A 21,242-nucleotide genomic window follows, 5' to 3' on the forward strand; every position below is an offset into this window, starting at 1 on the left:
CGCCTACCTGACCGGGAGAGAACAATGAACAAGGCAGTTGAAGTCAACAATGTAGGGGTCTCGTTCCGATCGCGCGACGGCGACACCAACGCGGTCCTCGACGGCGTGAACTTCGACGTCGAGCACGGCCAGTTCGTCTCGATCGTCGGCCAGTCCGGCAGCGGCAAGACGACCCTTCTGAAAACCATCTCCGGGCTGCAGGCGGCGACGAAGGGCGAGGTGCTCATCAAGGGCGATCCGATCGCCGCGGGTGTCGAAGAGATCGGCATGGTCTTCCAGAGCCCGGTGCTGCTGCCGTGGCGCAACAACCTCGACAATGTCCTGCTGCCGCTGGAGTTCCGAGGCACTCGCGACAACGCATCGAAGGCCAGGGCACTCGAACTCCTGGACATGGTGGGGCTGAAGGACAAAGCCAAGCGCTACTCCTACGAGTTGTCGGGCGGTATGCAGCAGCGAGTCGCCATCTGTCGGGCTTTGGTATCGGACCCGGAACTGCTCTTGATGGACGAACCGTTCGGTGCACTCGACGCGATGACCCGCGACACCATGAACTTCGAGATCCAGCGCATCTGGCAGAAGACGGGATGCAGCGTCGTCTTCGTCACCCACAGCATCTCCGAGGCCGTCTGGCTGGGTGACCGCGTCGTGGTCGTCGGAGACCGCCCGGGCCGGATCATCGCCGACATCACGATCGACTTGCCCCGCCCCCGCGACAAAGAGCACCGCTATTCACCCACGTTCGCCGACTACGTCACCGAAGTCGAGTCGCACATCGGGGTCACTGCCGGAATCAGCTGACCTCGACTAGTTTTCAACGACAGGAGTAATCATGTTGCGTCTATCCGCACATCTCGACACGCTGGCCGACGAGTTCGGCCTGCACCCCCGGAAGAGTCTGCTGTTCTCGGCCATTCGGTTGGACTCCCATCCGCTCGTCACGCCACTGATCGCATCCCGCGACGGTGAGGACGCCATCCTCCTCGTCCGCCAGCAGGAACAGGGCAACGTCCTCTCGGCCGGCGTCGCCCCCGAGCGCATCCGCTTCTACGCACCGTGGGTCACCATCGATCCACGTCCCATCGCCGATGTCACCGTCGCGCAGAGTCTTACCTCCCTGGTGAAGAACCTTGCCGACGACGACGCCGTGCATCTCGACGCCGACGTGGTCTACAGCCACCAGTTGACGCTCTCGGACAGCCTGACGGTCACCACCGAACCTCTCGCTCCGAGTCCTGTTCGTGTTCACGCGATCTCGACGTCGGAGATCGTCGATCGGTTCACCGACTGGCGTCGACGTGGGGCCGACGTCGCCACCGCGCTGATTTCCGACGTGCCGCACCTGCAGGGTCTGACCGAGGATTTCGGTGCCGCGGACACTCGTTTCAGGGGCTTGGAATCCATTGCCGCCGAACGCGGTGTCGACGGTCTGGTCGTGCTCGCGCCGCCGAACTTCTCCGAGATCACCGGCAGGTCGGCACGCGGTGACATCGCAGTGTGGTCACCGGGGAGCGACCGGGTGTTCGTGATCACCACCGCCGACGGAAGCGAGTACGGCGACGCGGTCGGCCACTATGCCTCTCTCGCCGAGGCCGTCGCGGCACTGGTGCCCGGGAAGCGGATCGGTATCGAGGAAGAATTCATGTCCGTCGGGATCGCCGGACAGCTCGTGGCCGCCGGGTTGAATCCGGTCTCCGCGTCGATCGATCTGGCGCACTGGCGCGACATCCGCGATCACGAAGACCTACCGTTCCAGGTCATCGCGGCCAGGACGAGCGTGTACGCGATCGAGGAGGCGCTGGCCTGGGCCGAACAGGAAATCGACGCAGGCAACGAGTTCACCGAACTGGACATCTACGGCCGCTACGTCGACTTCATCGACAAGTTCACGACCGAGAATGCCATCGGGTTCGTCGTCGAGCCGTATTTCACCAACCTGCACTCGTCGAACCGCATGCTGTTCCCTGGCCCACCCGTCGACTTCCCGATCAACGGGGACACCACGTGCATTCAGCTCGACGCCGGTGTGCAGGTGACCATCGACGGCGTCGTCGTCGCGACGTCCGACATGGCTCGTTCGCTTCCGCGCACCCCTGCGGCCAAGGAAGCGTACGAGTTCTTCTTCACGGTCGTACGGGAGGGCATCATCGGCCAACTCCGCCCGGGTGTCGTGTGCGAGGACGTCCACGAGGGAACGCTGCAGTTCCTGGCCCCGCACCTCCCCCGCATGATCGAGATCGGAATGCTCGGCGAGGACACCGATTTTAACACCATCTATCGTCGCCGCAACGTCGGCCATCTCATGGGCAAACAGGAGTCCTTCGCCAACGAGCTGCGTCCCGGCTACAAACACGCGCTCGACGTGGGCTCCTTCGGTGCTGCCGAGATCCCCTGGCGTTACGGAGATGTGGCCATCGGTACCGAAGATCTCTGGTTCATCGGCCGGAACGGAACGTACAACCTCACTCGACGCGACAGGACCACGGCATGACCGACACGAGCACCATCGATCCCCGGCAGCGTCTCGCAGAACGGAACTTGACTCTGCCCGAGCTCGGCGCCCCGGCCTACTCCTACTACGCCTGGACGCAGCACCGCGATGTGCTGTATCTGTCGGGACAGATCTCGCGCACCCCGAGCGGAGAGATCCTCGGCGGCAAGGCAGGCGTGGACGCCACCACCGAAGATGCCGCGGCCGCCGCCGAGGTCGCCGCGCTCAATCTGCTGGCCAGAATCGATCAGGCCGTCGGACTCGAGAACGTGGCTCAGGTTCTCAAACTGAACGTCTGGATTGCCAGCGGACCGGACTTCACGGACCAACCGGCCGCCGCCGAATCCGCGTCGGGGCTCCTGATCGACGTGTTGGGACCTGCGGGTCGTCACGCTCGAACGACGTTGCCGACGCACGTCCTACCGAAGAATGCACTGGTGGAACTGGAAGCCGTCGTCGCTGTCCGGCAGTAGCGTTCAGCTACCGACCGAGGCCAGGATCGGCGACGGTACGGCCACGAACAGTTCGGCGGTGGCGATGCGGCGAACCGCCCGACGCAGCGTGACCGAGTGCAGCAGTCCGGCCGAGTCCAGGGCGATGTCGACGTCGAGAACCCCTGCTGCGGTGCCGATTCGGATGGAACCTGGCCATCCGATACGGGCATTGGTGGCGACCACCCCACCGGACACGGTGGCTGCGGCGGCAACGGCGACAGCGGAGGTCAGACCGATGGCCGGATGGGGCGCCATCATCGACAGCATGCGGACGGAGATGTCGTAGTCGGCTGCGTCGACGTCGACACCAGCGGTTGTGCGGTAGTCCCGGGGCGGTCCGACGACCCCCACCTTGGGGATCGCGTGGGTGATCGGCTCGTCGGGTGCGCTGAGTCCCATGCGTAGCGCTGCTTGTCTGCGCAGCGCTACGAGAACCGGCAGATGCAGGCCGAGAACGTCGTTGAGTTCGGACCCACCGAGTCCCAGGTCCGAGGCGTCGAAGAGAGCCGCCGGGGCGCCCGCTCGAACAAGGGTGCCCCGGTAGTCCTTCCCGTCCAGTTCGATCCTGTCGACGGCTTCACCCGTCGGCAGAAGCGAGACCCGATCGGCAGCGAGGTCCGTGAAGGTCAGACCGACGGGGACGCCGAGTGCGGTGGTGCCGGGCACTGCGGCGTCGCCCTCGGTGGGGACTCGGCCGTCGGGTGTCGCGATGTCCGCGGCGAGAATGGCACCGGTGTTCTCGTTGCGCATCCGGACGACGGTGACCGTGTTGCCTACGGGAACCAGTCCCGCCTGCACCGCGTAGAGACCGATCGCGGTGGCGCAGTTGCCGCAGTTGCTTCCCCATTCGACGGTTCGATTCTCGACGGCGACCTGCGCGAACAGGTAGTCGACGTCGATGCCGGGGGTGGCCGAGCGTCGCACGATCGCCGCTTTGGACGTTGTCGAGCTTCCCCCGCCCACTCCGTCGAGTTGGCGGGGATCTCCCGACCCGAAGGCCGCGGTCAGGATTGCGTCCAGTCCCCCGGCGTCCGCGATGTAGGGGTCGATGTCCACGGCATTGAACAGCCAGCACTTGCTGGTGCCGCCGCGCATCCAGGTTCCTCGAAGAGTGAACATCCGATGTGCCTTTCGATCATGTTCTGAAGCTTGATTCCAGCGTGCGTTCTCGGCGCGTCAAGGACAATTACGAAATATGTTCGCGAGGTTCAGGAGAACTTAACGCGATCAGAGCATCTCCGGGATGACGACGAGGATCAGCCAGCACAGCGCAGGTGCGATGGCGACGACGATGCCTGCGTTGAGGAGAAGCTGGCGGTAGAAACGCGGTCGCTCGATGTTCTGAGCGTTGGCCAGCACCAGTGCGCCGTTGGTGGAGAACGGGGAGACGTCGACGACGGTCGCCGAGATCGCGAGGGCAGCGACTACTCCGACGACGGGCAGTGCGCCTGTTCCGAGCAGCGGCATCGCGAGCGGGATGATCGCGGCCAGCAGCGCCGTCGACGACGCGAATGCCGAGGTGACGCCGATGACGTAACAGAGAACGATCGCGACGACGATCGGTGCGCCGATCGTGATTGCCATCTCGGCCAGGTGATCGATGGTGCCGACCTCTTCGAGGATCGAGATGTAGGTGACCATGCCTGCGACCAGCAGGACCGTCGACCAGCTTATGTCCGCGATCGCCTCGCTCTGCTTCTTCAAGTCCGTGAAGGCCAGGACGGCGCCCGCGCCGATCGCGATGAAGCTGATCGGCAGATGCAGGACCAGGACGAGAACGAGAAGCGCGCCGATGAGGAACAACGTCAGCTTCTGCACTGCCGTGACGGGCTCGGGCGCGCCGAGCACTGCGGTGCCGCCTGGCCTGGCGAGAACCTGCGTGGCCTGACGACCACCGCCGGCCGGGATTCTCGCACCCCCGTCGCCGCCGGTCCGGGGAGTCAGACGAGGCGAACCGTCACGCGACCCGCTGGTGGGCTCGGGTTCGCTGGTGCCGGTGGCGGTGTACTCGAGACCGCGGACACGAGCCACCGTGGCGTAGCCGACGACGGTCAGTACCGAGAGCAGCAGGTTGATGCCGTAGCTGGCGAAGAAGAGGGTCCACGGGTTGATGGACAACCCGTTGGATTCGACGATGTCGCGGACCAGCACGCCCGACACGGAGATCGGTGAGAATGCGCCTGCATGAGCGCCGTTGATGGCCATGATGCCCATGACCAGAGGGCTCATCCTGGTGCGAGCGGCGAATCCCATCGCGGCGGGTGTGATCAACGCGACGGCCGCCGGGCTGAACGTTCCCAACGCGGTGAGTACCGACGCGGCGAAGAAGAACACCCACGGCACCACCGTCACTCGGCCGTGAACGGCCCGGATACAGCTGTTCACCAGTAGGTCGATAGTGCCGTTCTTCTTCGCCATTCCGAAGAAGTAGGTGACGCCGACGATGGTCAGGACGATCGAACTCGGGAAGGCCGTGAGGATTTCCTTGTCGTCGTATCCGAGCGCGAAGTACCCGACGGCGAACGCGCCGATGAAGCCGAGGATTCCGATGTTGATCGGGAAGAAGGTTGCAATCACGAACATCGCGACCAGGGCGACGAGTGGCAGTAACTCGATGGAGGTCATGGGAGGTCTTTCGGTGGCTGGGTCGATCCTTGGTTACATTCAGCGCTTGAACGTTGTCCACGTCACATTATTGACCTGTGCCGTTCAGAACAATATCGTTCTGCTACCAACTCGTTTAGCTCAACTGAAAGCAGACCGGCTGTGCAGCATTCCTTCGATGTGGTGACCCTGTTCCTCCTGCTCGACATTGCCGAGGCGGGTTCGCTGACCGCAGGCGCCGAACGCGCGAACATGACCCCGTCCGCTGCGTCCCAACGCATCGCCAAGCTCGAACACAGCATCAAGCAGCCGGTCCTGACGCGGCTCCCCCGCGGCGTGCAGTTGACGGAAGCAGGAGAGATCCTCACGAGCAGGGCCCGACTGTTCCGCCGTGAGATGCGCGCGGCAAGCGGTGATCTCGAAGCAATCCGGGGATTGACGCGTGGATCGGTGCGACTCGGCTCGTTCCCCACAGTCAGCGCGTCACTGCTCTCGGACGCGTTGAAGGACTACCACGCGCGATGGCCGGGGGTCGACGTCCGAGTCAGGTCGGCGGTACGCCCTCAACTGCTGGACATGCTTCACTCCAGCGAAGTGGATCTGGCCCTGCTGTGGAGTTACGCATGGACGGAGGAAGCCGAAAGGTCGCTGTCGCTCGAATCGTTGATGGAGGACGAGACTCTCCTGCTGCGCCCGATCACCGACGTTCACGCAGACAGGGAAGTTGCCCTGTCCGACCTCGAGAAGTCGAGGTGGATCATCCGTAGCAGCGACCACCCGGCCGCCGAGGTATTGTTTCGCAGTTGCCGCGCAGCAGGATTCGAGCCGGAAGTGGTGTACGAGGCCCACGATTATCAGGAGATCGAAGCCATGGTCGCCGCCGGAGTCGGCATTGCTATGGTTCCCAGACTTGCAGTGGTGCACCATCGCCCGGATGTGCAAACCGTTCGCTTCCGAGCACAGGACAACGTTCCGACACGCGTCATCTACATCGCGTCGCTTGCTCGCCGCCAGTACACACCCGCGATGTACGCGATCTCCAGCGCCCTGCGGGGTGCCGCGGACCGAATCGCAGGAGCCCCTGCAACGGCGTGAGCCGGGCCGATCACGCCTGAAGCGACGCGTCACCATCACACCGTGAGGTAGCGTCGGGCAATGGGTGTCTCGGAGTTCAGTGCGAAGAAACTGACGATTGCGGCGTGCGCTCTGGTGCTGATTCCCATCACCGCCTGCACCACATCACAGGACGACGCCTCCGCGCCCGAGCCCTGTACGTTGCCCGCATCGGACTCGGTGACCACGGTGGAGGCGGCGCCGCCGGCCGGAGGTGACATCGGTACCAATCCGGAGATCGCAACCGGCTACCGCTCCGGAATGGAACCGGTCGACACCGCGGACTTCGCAGTGTCGACGGCCAATCCGATCTCCACCGACGCTGCGTGCGAGGTGCTGGCGGACGGCGGAACCGCCGCCGACGCGTTGATCGCCGCGCAGACCGTCCTCGGTCTGGTGGAACCTCAGTCGTCGGGAATCGGAGGAGGAGCATTCCTTCTCTACTACGACGCGGCGTCGGGTGACATACAGGCGTACGACGGACGCGAGGTCGCACCCGCGGCAGCAACCGGTGACTACTTGCGGTACATCGACGACGTGAACAGGACGGTGCCCCAGCCCGACGCACGGTCCAGCGGCAGATCGATCGGCGTGCCGGGCGTCATGCGTATGCTCGAGCAAGCCCACGCCGACCACGGAAAGCAGGACTGGGCGGAGCTCTTCGATCCGGCAGTCGCGCTCGCGGACAACGGCTTCGAGATCAGTCCGCGAATGGCACAGTCCATTGCCGATTCCGCGCCGAAGCTCGCGCTCGACCCGTCGTCGAAAGAGTACTTCCTGAACCCGGACGCGTCCCCGAAGGCCGAGGGAACGGTACTGACCAATCCCGGGATGTCGAAGACGTTGTCCGCCATCGCAACAGGCGGCGCCGACGCCTTCTACACCGGCGACATCGCGCAAGCGATCGTCGACGCCACCGCGGACACCTCCGCCGGCCGCACACCGGGATCACTGACCCTGGAGGACCTGGCCGCCTACGAGCCGAAGACCAGAACCGCCGTCTGCACCGAATACCGAGACCACGACATCTGCGGAATGCCCGGGCCGTCGTCCGGTGGGATAGCCGTCGCGTCGACGATGGGGATTCTGTCCAACTTCGATCTCGGCCAGTACGCGCCCACCGACATGGATGCCGACGGCGGTGTCCCGACGGCCGAGGGCGTACATCTGATCTCCGAAGCGGAACGACTCGCCTACGCAGACCGCGACTTCTACGTCGCCGATCCGGATTTCGTACCGCTTCCCGGTGGTTCACCCGACGCCCTTCTCGATCCCGAGTACCTTTCCGGGCGTGCGGCTCTCATCGATCCTGCGCGCAGCATGGGCAAGGCCGAGCACGGCGACTTCGGCCCCGTGCAGTTCGCGTCGTCCACCGACCAGGAGCACGGGACCAGCCACATCTCCGTCGTCGACAGCTACGGAAACGCCGCATCCATGACGACGACCGTCGAGTCCGCGTTCGGCTCGTTCCACATGGTCGACGGCTTCCTGCTGAACAATCAGTTGACGGACTTCTCCGCCGAGCCTGTGTCGCCCGACGGCACGCCGTTGGCCAACCGAGTCGAGCCAGGTAAGCGCCCACGTAGCTCGATGGCGCCGACGCTCGTCTTCGATCGAACCGACGACGGTAGCCGCGGCGACCTCGCACTGGTCGCGGGTTCGCCCGGCGGATCAGTGATCATCCAGTTCGTGGTCAAGACACTTGTCGGCGTGCTGGATTGGGGGATGAACCCCCAACAGGCCGTCTCCATGGTGGATTTCGGGGCCGCGAACTCCCCTGCCACCAATTACGGCGGTGAGCACCCCAATGTGTCCGGACCTGACGACCCCGTCGTCCGCCAACTCGAACAATGGGGACATCAAGTGTCCACAGCGGACCAATCCAGTGGGCTCAGCGCGCTCCAGCGCACCGACGACGGCTGGACCGGCGGCGCCGATCCTCGTCGAGAAGGCATCGTGTTGGGGAACTGAATCGAAGGCAGCGTGTCTCGAGTCAGGCCAGCCAGTGCAGTAGGTGTTCGACGATGGACTTCCCCGCACTACGTTGAGCAGTGTCGTTCGCTGTCGAGGCCATGACAGGGAAGTCGTGATCGACTCCAGGGACGATCTGTTGTGTCACATCGGCCCCCGCAGCGTGCGCCTTGACGACGAAACTCTCGGCTTGCGACCGCAGTGAGTCGTCCTCGGCGGCCAGGACGAGCAGAGGCGGAAGCGCAGCGAGCTCTTCGGCGTCCAGCAGAAGCGGCGAGGCGAGAGTGTCCGATCGGCTCGAAGCGTCGGCGAAGTAACTCACGTTGATCGTTCGGATCAATGCTTCGCTGACGAAATGCTTCCCGGGTAGAGAGGCGAAGTACTCCGGTGGAACAGTGGAGTCCACGAGTGGGACTGTCAGGACCGCTGTACGCACGGTCGGTTTGCCTGCTCGACGGAGGAGTTCGATCACCCCGAGCGAGAGGTTCGCGCCGGCGCTTCCGCCGCCGATGGACATGCGCTCGGTGTCCCACCCCATGCGACTGCCCTCGCGACGTACCCATTCGAACACATCGAAGCATTCTTCGTGAGCACGGGGGAACCGCTGTCGAGGACTTGTCGTGTAGTCGATGTTGACGACCACGGCGCCCACGTCACCTGCGACGGCTCGGACGATCTGGTCGTCCTGACGAGGGTTGCCGATCAGGAATGCGCCACCGTGGATGTTGATGTGCACGGGAGGCGCAACTGTGTTCGCGGACAAGGGGGCATCCGACGCAGGCCGGGTGACGAAACAGCGAATCTCGCCGTGACGCGTCGGCACCATCAGTTCTTCCGGCTTGCCCACCGGGCGAGTGGTCAGATCGAGCTTGGGCGCTTTGATCACACGGGTGACGAACTTCGACAGCACCACAGCGCGAATCTGTGCAGTGAGGTCCATTCTTACAGTTCCCTTCCTGTCGTCGGTTGCTTTGTCGAACTCCAATGCGCCAGCGGTGCACCGGCGATCGGCGATCTGAACGTGGGCAACGACGTTCCGTTGAGTGAGCCGATGTACACGGTACGCAGGTCGGGCCCGCCGAAGGTGATGCTTGCCATGCGCGGGGCCAGACCGTCACCGGGCTTGGCGGCGAGTGTGGTCCCGATCCCGTTGTCTTCGAGATCGTCCGACGCGTTGTCGCCGTCCTGCCAGATGGTGACAACGCGCCCCTGAGGGGTGATTGCGACGAGACGGTCGGCGCCGATCAGTGTCGTCCACAGATTTCCGTCTGCGTCGAACGCGAATCCGTCCGGACCACCGCCGAGTCGATCGGGTCCGTAGACCTCACGGTCGGTCAGTGTCGCATCGGGCCCGACCCGATAGCGGGTCATGTGATCGGCGCCCGTTTCTGCGACGAACAACTCGGTACCGTCGGGGGAGAACCGCATCTCGTTGGTCCCACACAGACCGTCGGCGACCACCCGGGCCGATCCTGGTCGACCCGGTTTCCAGTCGTCGATCACCGCGATGTATCCGTCCGACGCGAGAGGGGCCGGTCGCCGACTCCAGGTGTCCGTCGACGAGGTCACCGAGAACCACAGCCGCCCCTCGGAATCGAACGCCGGAAAGTTGGCCTTCCCGATGGGAGTCGTGCGCCCGTCCGGCCAGCGGACCGAGTCGGCGATGAGCGTGTAATGGCCGTCCCGCGTGAGGTGTTCGATCACGTTGGTCCCGAAGTTGGCGATCACGAAATTTCCGTCGGGGTCGAAACACAACCCGTTCGGCAGGGAAAAGCCCTGATTTCCGTCGATGTTCGGGTTCACCTCCGGCGCGAACGGTCCGCCGCCGTCGAGGGGGCCGATGAGTTCTTGACGGCCGTCGGCGTCGATGTGCAGTACGCCGCCCGACAGGTCCGCAATCCATAGATCCCCGGACGGTTCGGCGAGTACGCATTCCGGTCGGGACAGGCCCGATCCGGTCAAGGTGATGTCGGCCGGATCGAGTGTCCAGTCGTCCAGCGAGACGCTCATGACTTGTCCACCGCGGTGAACGTCTCGTCGATCCAGTCGGCGACGAACGACGACGCGAGTGGGAGATGGTCGAGGCTGACGTGCTCGGCACCGCCCTCCTCGGCAGTGAAGACCCGTAGTTCGCGCTTGGGGCTGTTGATTGCCTGCTCGTACGAGCGGTGCGCATACCGCAGCGGAATCTGGCGATCGTTCTCGCCGTGAGTGATCAGGAACGGAACGGTGATCTTCTCCACGACACCGTCGAGGTTGATCTGGTCGGCGAACTCGATGAAGGTGTCGAGATCGTCGTGTCCCCACACCCACAGGACATGCTCCCAGTAGTGCGGAACCGGCCGCTCGCCTTCGCGCTCGAGCCTGCTTCGTTGCACAGCGCCCCAGTCGTGGTTCGCTCCCCAGGCGACGACGAGCGCCAACCGCTTCTCGAATGCCGCCGCACGGGGGGCGTAGTAACCACCGAGCGACCATCCGACGAGACCGATCCGGTCGACGTCCACGTCGTCGCGTTCTTCGAGCCAGTCGACGCAGGCACTGGCGAAGACTTCACTGTCGGGACGCGCCACCAGTCCCTGCAGCCGTAGTGCTTCACCCGTCCCCGGTGTGTCGACCATGAGCGTGGAAATACCCCGCGCGGCCAGTTCATGGCAGAAGCCCGAGGTGTACTGATGCTCTTTGGTCGAGTCCAATCCGTTCCACTGGATGACCACGGGCGCGGGCGAGCCGTCGGCTCGTACGGCTTTGGTGAAGTACGCGGGCAGAAACGCGCCCGGCGCCGCATCGTCGGCGGTGTAGGGGATCTCGACGCGGGTGGTGGCCGGATCGATCAACCGCTGAGCCTTGTCGGTCAGGTCCAGGATTCGTTCGTAGGTCGGAATGCGGTCGGGATTGGAGTTCGACAGCATGCGCTCGGCGACCGAGAGGTAGCTGCTGGACCGGAAATACAACTGCCCGGCGGTTCGAAGCCGGCCGGCGGCTTCGGCGGCGTCCGCATCGGTGGTCAGCTGGTCGACGAGGGTGGACCAGGCTCGCAGGAAATCCTCGGTGCCTGCGTCCTCACCTCGCGTTGCGGCGTCACGGATGGGGCGGCACGCACGATCGACCTCGTCGATCGTTCCGCCACTGTTGAGGGCGGCGACGACGGAGAGATTCCACACATAATTTCCGGGGAAGTATTCGAACACGTACTTGTCCTTCGCTATTGGTTACTTCTGGTGCGCTCAGGCGCCGATCCAGGTGGTACGGATGTTGGTGAATTCGCGTATGCCTTCTTCGGAGAGTTCTCGACCGTGGCCGCTCCGTCTGGTTCCGCCGAAGGGCAAGCGAGCGTCCGAGGCCACAACGGCGTTGACGAACAATGCGCCGGAGGTGATTCGGCGTCCGACCGCCAGGGCTCGTTCGAGGTCGGCAGACCACACGCTCGCACCGAGTCCGAAGGCGCTGTCGTCCGCCAGACGTGCGGCGTGGTCGTCGTCGACGGCACGAATCACGGCTGCGACCGGACCGAAGGTCTCCTCCCTGAACGCCGGCATGTCGGTGGTGACGTCGGCGAGGACGGTCGGCTCGAAGAATGCTCCTGGGCCGGGGCGACGTGCACCGCCGGTGAGGATCTTTGCGCCACCGGAGACCGAGCGTTCGACCAGTCCTTCGAGCGCCGTGACCTGATCGAGTCGCGCCAACGGTCCGACCTGGGTCTGCGGGTCGGCGGGATCTCCTACCCGGAGCGCTGCGACGGCGTCGGTGAAACGACTCGTGAATTCCTCGGCGATCGACCCGGCGACGATGAACCGCTTTGCGGCAAGGCAACTCTGGCCGCTGTTGAGGAACCGAGACCGAACCGCCCCCTCCACTGCTCGCTCCACATCAGCGTCGTCGAGTACCACGAACGGATCCGATCCGCCCAGTTCGAGAACGGTCTTCTTCAGTGCGGACCCGGCCGCGGTCGCGACCGCGATCCCGGCTCGTTCGCTACCGGTCAGGGTGACCGCGGCGACGTGGGGGTCGTTGATCAGTGCGGTGGTCACCGCACCCACCTGCGCCTCGTCGACGAGCAAGGTGGTGAACAGCGATCGGGGTGCGTTCACCGATTCCGCAGCGTCGTGGAAGATTTCTTCTATTGCCAGCGCGCATCCGGTGACGGACGGGGCATGTTTGAGGAGCGCTGCGTTGCCTGCCGCGATTGCCGGTGCGCCGAAGCGGACGACCTGCCAGAACGGGAAGTTCCACGGCATGACCGCCAACACGACACCGAGAGGTTCGTAGCTGACCCAGCTCTGCGCTGCCGGCGAATCCACGATGCGGTCGGCGAGGAAGTCGGACGCATTCTCCGCGTAGAAGCGCGCGGTCCACGCGCACTTGTCGACCTCGGCCAGTGCCTCGGCTGTGGGTTTTCCCATCTCGGAGGTAGCCAGGGCAGCCAAGGCCTCGCGGCGCTCGGTCAGGCGATCTGCAACGGCGACGAGCATCGCGGTGCGCTGCTCCCGATCACTGGTGCGCCAAGCCTGGAAGGCCTCGTGCGCAGCGTCGACGCTCCGCTGGATGTCGTTGTCGCTGTGGGTGTTCCAGGTACCCAGGACATCACCGGTCGCTGGATCGATACTGGTCAGAGTTCCCATGTCACTTAAATCCTTCGGTGGGAGTCGGCTGGGACATGACTGCGTCGGCTGGGGGCATGACTGCGTCGGCTGGGGGCATGACTGCGTCGGAGAGGAACTTCACTCCGCCTTGGCTGGAGAATCCGCCGTCCACGGCGATCTCGGCACCGGAGATGTAGGTCGATTCGTCGCTCAACAGAAAGACGATGAGGTTCGCCATGTCGTCCACACTGCCGACTTTCCCCAGGGGCGTGCTGTCGATGTTGGCCTGGCGGAAGGTAGCGGGCGCGTTCGCGACCATCGGGGTTTCGATGTAACCGGGGTGAACGAGGTTGACGCGAATACCACGTGGCCCGAGTTCGAGACTTGCCACTTTCGACAGCCCCCGTACTGCCCATTTCGACGCCGTGTACGCGACTGTGTAATGGGGTGTGACAGCCGCGACGCTTCCGATCGTGACGATGGACGCCCCGGACTTCATCAGCGGCGCCATTGTCTGGATACCGAGAAGTGCGCCGGTGGTATTGACCCGGAACATGCGTTCCCAGTCCGCCACTTCGACGTCCATCAAGCGTGCGCGGTGGGTGAGTCCGGCGTTGTTGACCAATCCGTGAACCTCGCCGTACGTCTGGCTCAATTCTGCGCCGAGCGCCGCCCATGCCGCGGGATCCCCGACGTCGAGCTGGCGGTAGACGATGGCGCCGCCGAGGTCACCGAACTGCTGCGGATCGAGCTCCTCGGGGCGGGTGATGTCGGTGGCGACGACTCTCGCTCCCTGTGCTGCGAGTGCAAGCGCCTCCGCTGCGCCCTGCCCGCGGGCAGCACCGGTCACCACGACGACTTTGCCTGCCATACGTCCTGCCGCACCAGGTGTCGCGACGTTCATGCTCGGGCCTCCCTTGCTGCCTTGAGTGCGTCGAGGTCGGCGGCACGGGTAACCAGCTGCCGATCCGGGCGAGCTGCTACCACCTCGTTCGAGACGGTGCCGAGGATGTCGACCGTCATGGTTACGACGTCCCCGGTGCGCAGGGGCGGAGGATCCTGAACACCGCTACGCCCCCAGAACTCCGACAGTGCGCCGCGCCCACAGGTTCCCGATGCGACGAGGTCCCCTGCGCGTACCCATGCGGCACGAGATGCGTGCGCTATGAGCTCGGGAAAGGACCACCCCATGTGGGCAAGAGAATCCTCGCCGATGACCGCGTCGTTGACCTTCACCTGCATGCGCAGATCGTGTCGATCACCGATGCGGAACCCCTCGATCTCGTCGGGCGTGACCAGCCACGGCCCGATCGTCGTCGCGAAATCCTTGCCCTTGGCAGGGCCGAGACCGACTGCCATCTCCCGACGTTGGATATCGCGAGCCGACCAATCGTTGACCACGAGATAGCCGGCGATGCACTCTCGTGCCTCGTCGGCGGTGAGGTCACGTCCGTCCCGCCCGATCACCACGCCGACTTCGAGTTCGAAGTCGAGACTGTCGGTGTCGGACGGGGGGACCACCGGCTCGTCGGCGCCGATCATGGCGTGGGGGTTGCCGAACAGAAATGTCGGTGCCTGTGCCCACGCGTTCATCGCAGCGGCCGGGTCGGGGCTCATCGACGACGCGCCTTGGACGTGTTCCTCGAAGGCCACGAAATCACGGAAGCTCCCGGGGTGAATCGGGGGGAGCAGTTCCACGTCCGTCAGCGCGACGCGGGGCGCATCGGCACCCGGAACGGCGCGTCGGACTGCGACGTCGAGGAGGTCTGTGCCGAGGGGGAACAACTCGAGGTGGTCGGGGGTCTCACCGTCCGGTGAGACCCCCACGATTGCCACTCGTGTTCCGGACTCGTGTCGTGCACGGGCGTACTTCATGACCGTTCTACCTTCGTTGGGCGCACTACCGCAGGACGCGACGTGATGTCGACGGTGCGCTGGGGAGGATGGGCGTCGTCTCGGGTCAGACGTCGAGGACCGTGCTGAACGCGCGCTCGCGGTTGGCCAGCGCCGGGATGGCCTTGCCGAGTGCGTACGTCTCGAAGTGCGGGTACGTACCGTGAGCCTTGAATGCGGCCTCGTCGTCGTACACCTCGAAAATGCGGAAGATCGAGGGCTGCTCGGGATCCTGGTGGACGATGTACGTCTGGCAACCCGGCTCGTTGCGGGAGGCCGGAGCGAGCTCGACGAGTGCTTCGTGCACGGTGCTCTCCTGGCCGGGCTGAGCGGTCCAGGTTGCGGAGCAGACGAACGACATGATGAATCTCTTTCTGTTGAAGGGTGTCGAGCGAAATTGAGTCAGAACGGTTGTGCGAGAATGCCCATCGACGCGCCCATGAGCGCTGCCGGGTCAGCTCCGGGGGTGTCCGGTTCGAGTTCCCACCGGGCGAGTTGTACCGAGTTCTCCACCACCATCTCGGCCCTGGCTTGTCGGCGTTGCATGAACAAGTCCAGGAGGGTCTCCACGTCGTGGTCCTGGCCGAGGAGCTCACCGAGCACGGCTCCGTCCTCGGTCGCCATGGCTGCACCTTGTGCGAGCATCGGGGGGCACGCATGTGCGGCGTCGCCGATGAGCAGGACGCGGCCGCGGTGCCACGGTCCGTCGATGCGCAACGCTTCGAGGGTGCGGTAGTCGACCAGCGTGTCGGGGCCCATGTCCGCACGGATGTCGTCCCACAGTCCGTGGTAACCCTCGGTCCGTTCGGACATGATCTCGGGCAACGAGCCGGTGCCGAAATCGCTCAGCGGCAGATCGTCGTCGATGATGTAGGCGTACATGCGCTCCGGGCTGGTCGGGGTGAAACCGGCCTTGTACCGCGGGCCGCCGTAGAAGATCTGCGAGCACGTCATGTCCGCGGGCCGTGGACCTTCCATCCTGAAGATGGACATCCCGACCGACTGCGGTTGCGCATCGATGCCGATCGAACGGCGTACGGTGGAGCGGATCCCGTCGGCCCCGACGACGAGATCGAAGGTGTCTTCGGAACCGTCCGAGAACCTCACGGTGACACCGTCACTCGTGCTGTCGTCGTCGATCCCTTGGACGCACAGATTCATTCGAACGTCCACCCCGGATGCATCGACGGCGGTGCTGAGCACCCGCTGCAGATGGAACCGCATCGATCCCATGCCGGGAGGCAAGCCGGGGCCGCCCATCGGCGGCATGGGCATGTCGTTGATCAGGTTCCCGTCGGCGGTACGAAACTGAACGTGATCCCACGGATAGCCTGCCGCGAGGATGTCGTCGACTACTCCTACCCGGTCGAGCGCCATGAGCGCATTGCCCTGCAGGGTGATGCCGTGGCCGAGAGTAGGCCAGGCGCTCTGGCGTTCGGCCAGGACGACATCGATGCCATTGCGACGCATGGCAAGTGCTGCGACGGAGCCGGCGGTACCGCCTCCGACGACGAGCACACGATTGATGGATCGGGACATGGGTTTTCTCCTGGGAAGGACACGCGGACGCGCATCGTTGCGTGGCTGCCGGGCCCACGCGTCGTGTTTGCGGGCGGGTGTCCAGCACGTGAGATTCACTGACGATAGGAAGAACTCGACACAGGGTGTCGGTCGACGCTCGGAAGATCAGACCGGCGGCGCGACGAAGAGTGGGTCAGGGGTGTTGAACAGCTTCTTGGCGATCAGCTCGCCCATTTCGTCCGCAGTGCCCCACTGGTCTTGATTCTCGGGCTGGCTGATGTCGTAGACATGTGGATGCCAGGTGTCCTCGTCCAAAGTCTCGACGCCGTAGGTGTATTCGTGACCGTTGCCGTGGGGATCCAAGAAGTACATGAACACGTTGTCGCCGGCCATGTGGCGTCCCGGTCCCCACACCTTCTCCGTCCCGGCCCTCATTGCGCGGCCCGATCCGCGCATCCACTCTTCCAGTCCGCGCATCTCGAACGACGCGTGGTGCAGAGATACGTGCGGCGCTCGCGTGATGGCCAAGTTGTGGTGGTACGGGTTGCACCGCATGAAATACATCATCTCGCCGGCCTGAGGGTGAGCGAGCGTGTCCGACAGGTCGAAACCGAGTTGCTGCTCGTAGAAGCCACGGGTGCGCAGCGGGTCGGGCGAATTGATCACCGCGTGGGCCAGTCGCACCGGGATGGCTTCTCGCTCTTCGACCTTCCGGTGCCGGCGCGCAGCGACGTCGGAGGACACCTCGATCACGCGACCGTCGATGTCGAAGAATCGGAAGCCGTAACCGCCTCCTGGCGTCTGCATCGCCTGCGGTTCGGACACGATGCGGATGCCGTTGGCGATGAGCTGCTCGGCGAGCTTGTCGACGTCGGCCTCGTTGGCGGCACCGAATGCCAGCAGATCCAGTCGCTTCTCGGTGTCCTTGCGCAGACGGACGACATACTGCTCGGGCGAACCTTCTGCGGCGAAGAACGAGATACCCGTGTCCGACTCGGTCTGAGTCAAGCCCCAGGTGGTGCGATAGAACTCGACCTGATCCTCGTAGTCGGGGACCGCGAAGTCGACGTGACGCAAGTGCGTGATCAACCGGTTGCTCATGAAACTTCTCCTATTTGGACGGGCTTCTGTCGACGCCTCGTTCGATGGCCGGTAGGTCGCTTGGTGAGACACAGCCTGTGGTGTGGGGCGATGTCTCCACTGTGCATGACCTCGATCACATAGGAAAGAGCGATTCGACGATGCCAGCAATAGGCACGAGCTATAGTGCGGAATGCCTCGAGTCAACCTGCGGGACTTCGATCTGAACATGTTGGTCACCCTCGACGCGCTCCTGCAGGAGAAGAACGTCACCAGGGCCGCACGCCGCCTGGGCGTCACTCAGCCGTCGGTCTCCGCCGCACTTGCCCGGCTTCGCCGCCACTTCGGCGACGACCTACTCCGTCGCACCGGCAGCCGATACGAGCTGACCTCGCTGGCGGAACTGCTCGCGACGCAGACTGCCCCGGCGCTTCTGGGGGTGCAGCGAGTACTCGACGTGGCACCCAGTTTCGATCCCGGTTCGTCCGAGCGGGAGTTCACGCTCATGATGAGCGATTACGCCACGACGATCTTCGCGGACTCGCTGTCCGGAGTCATCGCCGCGCAGGCTCCTGGGGTGCGGTTGATGTTCCGAGAGGTCAACGCATTCGCGGTCTCTCACGCCGCCGAAACACTACGAAGTGTGGATGGAATATTGTTGCCGCACGGATTCATTCACGATGTTCCGGCCGACAAGCTGTGGGAGGACACTTGGGTGTGCATTGTCTCCGGCGACAATGCACACGTGGGCGCTTCGGTCACGCTCGAGCAGTTGAAAAGCCTGCCGTGGATCGTGAGCTACAACAACGCGACGGCATTCACCCCAGCGGTCCAGCAGCTCCGCACGATCGGCATCGAACCGGACATCCGATCGGTTACCGAAAGCTTTCTTGCACTTCCCTTTCTGATCGCCGGGACCGACCGCATCGCACTGATACAAGCGCGGTTGGCCGACAGACTCCGCCACGCCGCCGACATTCGCATTCTGCCGTGCCCATGGGAGGTCAACCCTCTCGTCGAGGCGTTCTGGTGGCATCCGGCGATGCACGACGATCCCGCGCACGCATGGTTGCGGAAGTCGCTGCGCGAAGCCGGTCGCCGGCTCGAACGATCAGGCGCGCAGCCTCCGTCGAGAGCTCACCACTCGTAGAAGCCTCGTCCCGTCTTTCGCCCCAGATGTCCTGCGGCGACTTTCTCGCGCAACAGCGCCGGTGGATCGAACCGTGCGCCCACTTCGGCCGCCAGATGTTCGGCGATCGCCAACCGAACGTCGAGCCCGACCACGTCGGTGGTCCTCAGCGGACCCATCGGGTGCTTGTACCCCAAAGTCATTGCGGTATCGATGTCTTCCGCCGACGCAACTCCGTCCTCGAGCATCCTGATAGCTTCCAGAGCGATCGCGACCCCGAGCCGTGACGACGCGAACCCCGGCGAGTCGGTCACGGTGATCGCCGTCTTGTCCAGAGACTCCACCCACAGCTGCGCACCGGAGACGACGTCGGCATCCGTTTTCGCTCCGACGACGATCTCCACCAGTTGGCTGGCGGGAACGGGATTGAAGAAGTGCAGTCCGAGGAATCGTTCCGGCCGAGTCAACGTCGCGGCGAGGTCGTCCACGGACAACGAACTGGTGTTGGTAGCGAGAACTGCGTCGGGTGCTGCCGCTTCCACACGAGCCAACACGGACGCTTTGAGCTCGACGATCTCCGGCACTGCTTCGACCACCAGGGTGCACCCGGCGAGCGCGGAGTCCTCGGTCGCAATCGTGAGTCGCTCGAGCGTTTCGTCCCGAGTCGAGTGCAGCGAACCACGTTCTGCTGCTGTGGCAACGCTGGTCCGCACACGCTCGCGCGCAGCATCACCCGCGGCCGAGTCGGCCTCGATGACAGTCACGTTCGATCCCGCGACGAGGAAGGCGTGGGCTATTCCGGCGCCCATTCGGCCTCCGCCGAATACTCCGACGTGCGTAGGCAGGGTCATCAGTTCTCCGATCCGAATCGTATTTTGTCCGAGTCGACTACGCGTACTCGGCTTCGCCACCCGGTCATGCCGACCGTCGGGCGATCAGAAGCGTTTTCGTTCCTTGCTGAACGGTTGCACCGTGTTGGTCGAGCACGGTGACCGCGAAATCGACGATCCCCCGGTCCGTCCGATCGGAGACCGGTCGCTGGCCCGACACTCGATACTCCACCCGGATCGTGTCTCCGAAATGGATCGGACCTCGAAATCTCCAGTCCCCGATCCCCACCAATGCCAACACCGATTCGTCGAGCTCGCCGGTGCGGGCCCACATCAAACCATGAGCGAACGTCAGGCCCAGCAAGCCGTGCGCAATGCGAGTGCCGAAGGCCGTCGTCTTCGCGTATTCCTCACTCGTGTGCAGCGGGAAATGATCGCCGGTGAGACCGGCGAAGTTCCCTACGTCGGCCTCGGTGACGGTGCGCGAAGGACTCGACCATGACCTCCCGACGGTCAGATCGTCGAACCACAGCGACGTCATCCCAATCCGGTCGTCACGACGACCTTCCCCTTGACCTTCCCGTCCTTGACGTATTGCATTGCGTCCCCGACCTTGTCCAACGAATACGTGGAGTCGACCGCCGCGTTCAGTTCTCCCTTGTCGAACCGCTCGAACATCTCGGCCATCGTCGAGCGCATCAGTTCCGGATCGCGATCGCGGTAGTCACTGCTCTGCAGACCGATGATGCTGATGCTCTTGACGAGGACATGACCCGGTTTGATCGGGTTCTGCCCACCGGCCGCGAAGCCGACGATGACGATACGACCCTCCCACGCGGTTGCTCGAATGATCTGCGTCAGGAAATCGCCACCGAGCATTTCGAGTACGACGTCGACGCCACGACCGTCGGTTGCGGCGAGAAGGTCGTCGCGAAGGGTCTCCGGAGTCGATGTCAGGACCACGTCGGCCCCCTGTCGACGGGCCAGTTCGCCTTTGGCTTCGTCCTGGGCGAGGGCGATCACGCGTGCACCCCACGCCTTCGCCACCTGTACGCCGGCCGACCCGACCCCACCGCCTGCACCGGTGACGAGAACGGTCTCGCCCGGCCGCATCTGACCGCGTCGAAGCAGTCCGAAGTACGCCGTCGAATACACCAACCCGAATGCTGCAGCTTCTTCGTAGCTCATGCTGTCGGGCAGTGGCATCACCAGCTCCGCCGACACCCTCAACTGTTCGGCGTAACCGCCGTATTCGACGAGTGCCAGTACGCGTTCGCCCACCGACAGCCGGGTGACCCCGTCACCGACGGCGATGACTCGTCCCGCGGCCTCCTTACCCGGGCTGAACGGACGATCAGGCAAGTTCTGGTAGCTGCCTTCTACGACCAGAATGTCCGGGAAGTTGATGCTGACCGCACCGATCTCGATCACCACTTCGCCTGGCCCGGGCTGCAGGTCCGGCACGTCCTCCACGACGAGCGTCGACGGCGGGCCGAATTCCTTGACAAGTGCTGCACGCATGAATCAATCCTGTTCTCG

20 protein-coding genes are annotated in these 21,242 nt (G+C 64.3%); 6 read left to right on the forward strand and 14 right to left on the reverse strand.

Annotated features, from left to right (window positions below; all coding sequences use genetic code 11):
• The first annotated feature begins 24 nt into the window (after positions 1–24).
• The 3 genes from CH293_RS05445 to CH293_RS05455 are packed head-to-tail and all read left to right on the forward strand — an operon-like array spanning position 25 to position 2,961.
• Entirely contained in the window at positions 25–798 is a 774-nt protein-coding gene (locus CH293_RS05445) for an ABC transporter ATP-binding protein (protein ID WP_019663763.1), read from the forward strand.
• Between the two features lie 31 nt (positions 799–829).
• Complete coding sequence (locus tag CH293_RS05450; protein ID WP_094719596.1) at positions 830–2,488, forward strand: M24 family metallopeptidase; 1,659 nt, start codon at positions 830–832, stop codon at positions 2,486–2,488.
• Entirely contained in the window at positions 2,485–2,961 is a 477-nt protein-coding gene (locus CH293_RS05455) for a RidA family protein (RefSeq protein ID WP_094719597.1), read from the forward strand. Before CH293_RS05450 ends, CH293_RS05455 begins: the two co-directional genes overlap by 4 nt.
• A 3-nt stretch (positions 2,962–2,964) precedes the next feature.
• Here CH293_RS05455 and CH293_RS05460 read toward each other — a convergent pair whose 3' ends face one another.
• On the reverse strand, positions 2,965–4,101 hold the full coding sequence (locus tag CH293_RS05460) for a PrpF domain-containing protein (RefSeq protein WP_094719598.1): 1,137 nt from the start codon (positions 4,099–4,101) through the stop codon (positions 2,965–2,967).
• A 108-nt stretch (positions 4,102–4,209) separates the two neighbouring features.
• Positions 4,210–5,607 (reverse strand): SLC13 family permease, encoded by a 1,398-nt coding sequence (locus CH293_RS05465; protein WP_037108223.1) that lies wholly within the window; start codon positions 5,605–5,607, stop codon positions 4,210–4,212.
• A gap of 141 nt (positions 5,608–5,748) precedes the next feature.
• Between CH293_RS05465 and CH293_RS05470 the strand changes: the two genes are divergently transcribed.
• On the forward strand, positions 5,749–6,681 hold the full coding sequence (locus CH293_RS05470) for a LysR family transcriptional regulator (RefSeq protein WP_094719599.1): 933 nt from the start codon (positions 5,749–5,751) through the stop codon (positions 6,679–6,681).
• Between the two features lie 60 nt (positions 6,682–6,741).
• Positions 6,742–8,670 carry a gamma-glutamyltransferase gene (ggt, locus tag CH293_RS05475; protein WP_094719600.1) on the forward strand — a complete coding sequence of 643 codons (1,929 nt, stop codon included), beginning with the start codon at positions 6,742–6,744 and terminating at the stop codon, positions 8,668–8,670.
• A gap of 22 nt (positions 8,671–8,692) precedes the next feature.
• On the opposite strand, the gene CH293_RS05480 is transcribed toward ggt, so the two are convergent.
• The 9 genes from CH293_RS05480 to CH293_RS05520 all read right to left on the reverse strand — a co-directional run bounded on the left by CH293_RS05480 (position 8,693) and on the right by CH293_RS05520 (position 17,765).
• A complete protein-coding gene (locus CH293_RS05480) occupies positions 8,693–9,610 on the reverse strand; it encodes an alpha/beta hydrolase fold domain-containing protein (RefSeq protein WP_094719601.1) in 918 nt (305 codons plus the stop codon).
• A gap of 2 nt (positions 9,611–9,612) precedes the next feature.
• Entirely contained in the window at positions 9,613–10,680 is a 1,068-nt protein-coding gene (locus CH293_RS05485) for an SMP-30/gluconolactonase/LRE family protein (protein ID WP_037108233.1), read from the reverse strand.
• Positions 10,677–11,858: a S9 family peptidase gene (locus CH293_RS05490; RefSeq protein ID WP_037108236.1), complete on the reverse strand. Its 1,182-nt coding sequence runs from the start codon at positions 11,856–11,858 to the stop codon at positions 10,677–10,679. The genes CH293_RS05485 and CH293_RS05490 overlap by 4 nt, the downstream gene beginning before the upstream one ends.
• Positions 11,859–11,894: 36 nt before the next feature.
• Positions 11,895–13,289 carry an NAD-dependent succinate-semialdehyde dehydrogenase gene (locus CH293_RS05495; RefSeq protein WP_176459918.1) on the reverse strand — a complete coding sequence of 465 codons (1,395 nt, stop codon included), beginning with the start codon at positions 13,287–13,289 and terminating at the stop codon, positions 11,895–11,897.
• A gap of 1 nt (position 13,290) precedes the next feature.
• The gene (locus tag CH293_RS05500; protein ID WP_094719602.1) at positions 13,291–14,154 is read right to left on the reverse strand and encodes an SDR family NAD(P)-dependent oxidoreductase; all 864 of its coding nucleotides are present in this window, start codon (positions 14,152–14,154) and stop codon (positions 13,291–13,293) included.
• Entirely contained in the window at positions 14,151–15,125 is a 975-nt protein-coding gene (locus CH293_RS05505) for a fumarylacetoacetate hydrolase family protein (protein ID WP_080732921.1), read from the reverse strand. Before CH293_RS05505 ends, CH293_RS05500 begins: the two co-directional genes overlap by 4 nt.
• An 85-nt stretch (positions 15,126–15,210) precedes the next feature.
• Positions 15,211–15,504, reverse strand: a complete 294-nt coding sequence (locus tag CH293_RS05510) for a putative quinol monooxygenase (protein WP_094719603.1) — start codon at positions 15,502–15,504, stop codon at positions 15,211–15,213.
• Positions 15,505–15,545: 41 nt separating this feature from the next.
• The gene (locus CH293_RS05515; RefSeq protein ID WP_094719604.1) at positions 15,546–16,682 is read right to left on the reverse strand and encodes an FAD-dependent monooxygenase; all 1,137 of its coding nucleotides are present in this window, start codon (positions 16,680–16,682) and stop codon (positions 15,546–15,548) included.
• A 147-nt stretch (positions 16,683–16,829) separates the two neighbouring features.
• Entirely contained in the window at positions 16,830–17,765 is a 936-nt protein-coding gene (locus CH293_RS05520) for a VOC family protein (RefSeq protein WP_037108244.1), read from the reverse strand.
• 172 nt (positions 17,766–17,937) lie between these two features.
• On the opposite strand from CH293_RS05520, the gene CH293_RS05525 reads away from it, so the two are divergent.
• A complete protein-coding gene (locus CH293_RS05525) occupies positions 17,938–18,894 on the forward strand; it encodes a LysR family transcriptional regulator (protein WP_037108246.1) in 957 nt (318 codons plus the stop codon).
• Here CH293_RS05525 and CH293_RS05530 read toward each other — a convergent pair.
• The 3 genes from CH293_RS05530 to CH293_RS05540 form a co-directional block, all read right to left on the reverse strand.
• Positions 18,882–19,724: a 3-hydroxyacyl-CoA dehydrogenase family protein gene (locus tag CH293_RS05530; protein WP_094719605.1), complete on the reverse strand. Its 843-nt coding sequence runs from the start codon at positions 19,722–19,724 to the stop codon at positions 18,882–18,884. The two genes, CH293_RS05525 and CH293_RS05530, sit on opposite strands and share 13 nt — an antisense overlap.
• 64 nt (positions 19,725–19,788) lie before the next feature.
• Entirely contained in the window at positions 19,789–20,244 is a 456-nt protein-coding gene (locus CH293_RS05535) for a MaoC/PaaZ C-terminal domain-containing protein (protein WP_094719606.1), read from the reverse strand.
• Positions 20,241–21,224 (reverse strand): NADPH:quinone oxidoreductase family protein, encoded by a 984-nt coding sequence (locus CH293_RS05540; protein WP_094719607.1) that lies wholly within the window; start codon positions 21,222–21,224, stop codon positions 20,241–20,243. Before CH293_RS05540 ends, CH293_RS05535 begins: the two co-directional genes overlap by 4 nt.
• Between the last annotated feature and the right edge of the window lie 18 nt (positions 21,225–21,242).

Origin of the sequence: Rhodococcus sp. 14-2470-1b (genome assembly GCF_002259415.1) — a bacterium.
In the GTDB taxonomy this organism is placed as follows: Bacteria; Actinomycetota; Actinomycetes; order Mycobacteriales; family Mycobacteriaceae; genus Rhodococcoides.

Coding starts and splice junctions, on each gene's coding strand:
- CH293_RS05465 (WP_037108223.1), bottom strand. CDS start 5,607: ATGACCTCCATCGAGTTACTGCCACTCGTCGCCCTGGTCGCGATGTTC.
- ggt (WP_094719600.1), top strand. CDS start 6,742: ATGGGTGTCTCGGAGTTCAGTGCGAAGAAACTGACGATTGCGGCGTGC.
- CH293_RS05500 (WP_094719602.1), bottom strand. CDS start 14,154: ATGAACGTCGCGACACCTGGTGCGGCAGGACGTATGGCAGGCAAAGTC.
- CH293_RS05520 (WP_037108244.1), bottom strand. CDS start 17,765: ATGAGCAACCGGTTGATCACGCACTTGCGTCACGTCGACTTCGCGGTC.
- CH293_RS05540 (WP_094719607.1), bottom strand. CDS start 21,224: ATGCGTGCAGCACTTGTCAAGGAATTCGGCCCGCCGTCGACGCTCGTC.
- CH293_RS05455 (WP_094719597.1), top strand. CDS start 2,485: ATGACCGACACGAGCACCATCGATCCCCGGCAGCGTCTCGCAGAACGG.
- CH293_RS05480 (WP_094719601.1), bottom strand. CDS start 9,610: ATGGACCTCACTGCACAGATTCGCGCTGTGGTGCTGTCGAAGTTCGTC.
- CH293_RS05485 (WP_037108233.1), bottom strand. CDS start 10,680: ATGAGCGTCTCGCTGGACGACTGGACACTCGATCCGGCCGACATCACC.
- CH293_RS05495 (WP_176459918.1), bottom strand. CDS start 13,289: ATGGGAACTCTGACCAGTATCGATCCAGCGACCGGTGATGTCCTGGGT.
- CH293_RS05530 (WP_094719605.1), bottom strand. CDS start 19,724: ATGACCCTGCCTACGCACGTCGGAGTATTCGGCGGAGGCCGAATGGGC.
- CH293_RS05510 (WP_094719603.1), bottom strand. CDS start 15,504: ATGTCGTTCGTCTGCTCCGCAACCTGGACCGCTCAGCCCGGCCAGGAG.
- CH293_RS05515 (WP_094719604.1), bottom strand. CDS start 16,682: ATGTCCCGATCCATCAATCGTGTGCTCGTCGTCGGAGGCGGTACCGCC.
- CH293_RS05525 (WP_037108246.1), top strand. CDS start 17,938: ATGCCTCGAGTCAACCTGCGGGACTTCGATCTGAACATGTTGGTCACC.
- CH293_RS05445 (WP_019663763.1), top strand. CDS start 25: ATGAACAAGGCAGTTGAAGTCAACAATGTAGGGGTCTCGTTCCGATCG.
- CH293_RS05460 (WP_094719598.1), bottom strand. CDS start 4,101: ATGTTCACTCTTCGAGGAACCTGGATGCGCGGCGGCACCAGCAAGTGC.
- CH293_RS05505 (WP_080732921.1), bottom strand. CDS start 15,125: ATGAAGTACGCCCGTGCACGACACGAGTCCGGAACACGAGTGGCAATC.
- CH293_RS05535 (WP_094719606.1), bottom strand. CDS start 20,244: ATGACGTCGCTGTGGTTCGACGATCTGACCGTCGGGAGGTCATGGTCG.
- CH293_RS05450 (WP_094719596.1), top strand. CDS start 830: ATGTTGCGTCTATCCGCACATCTCGACACGCTGGCCGACGAGTTCGGC.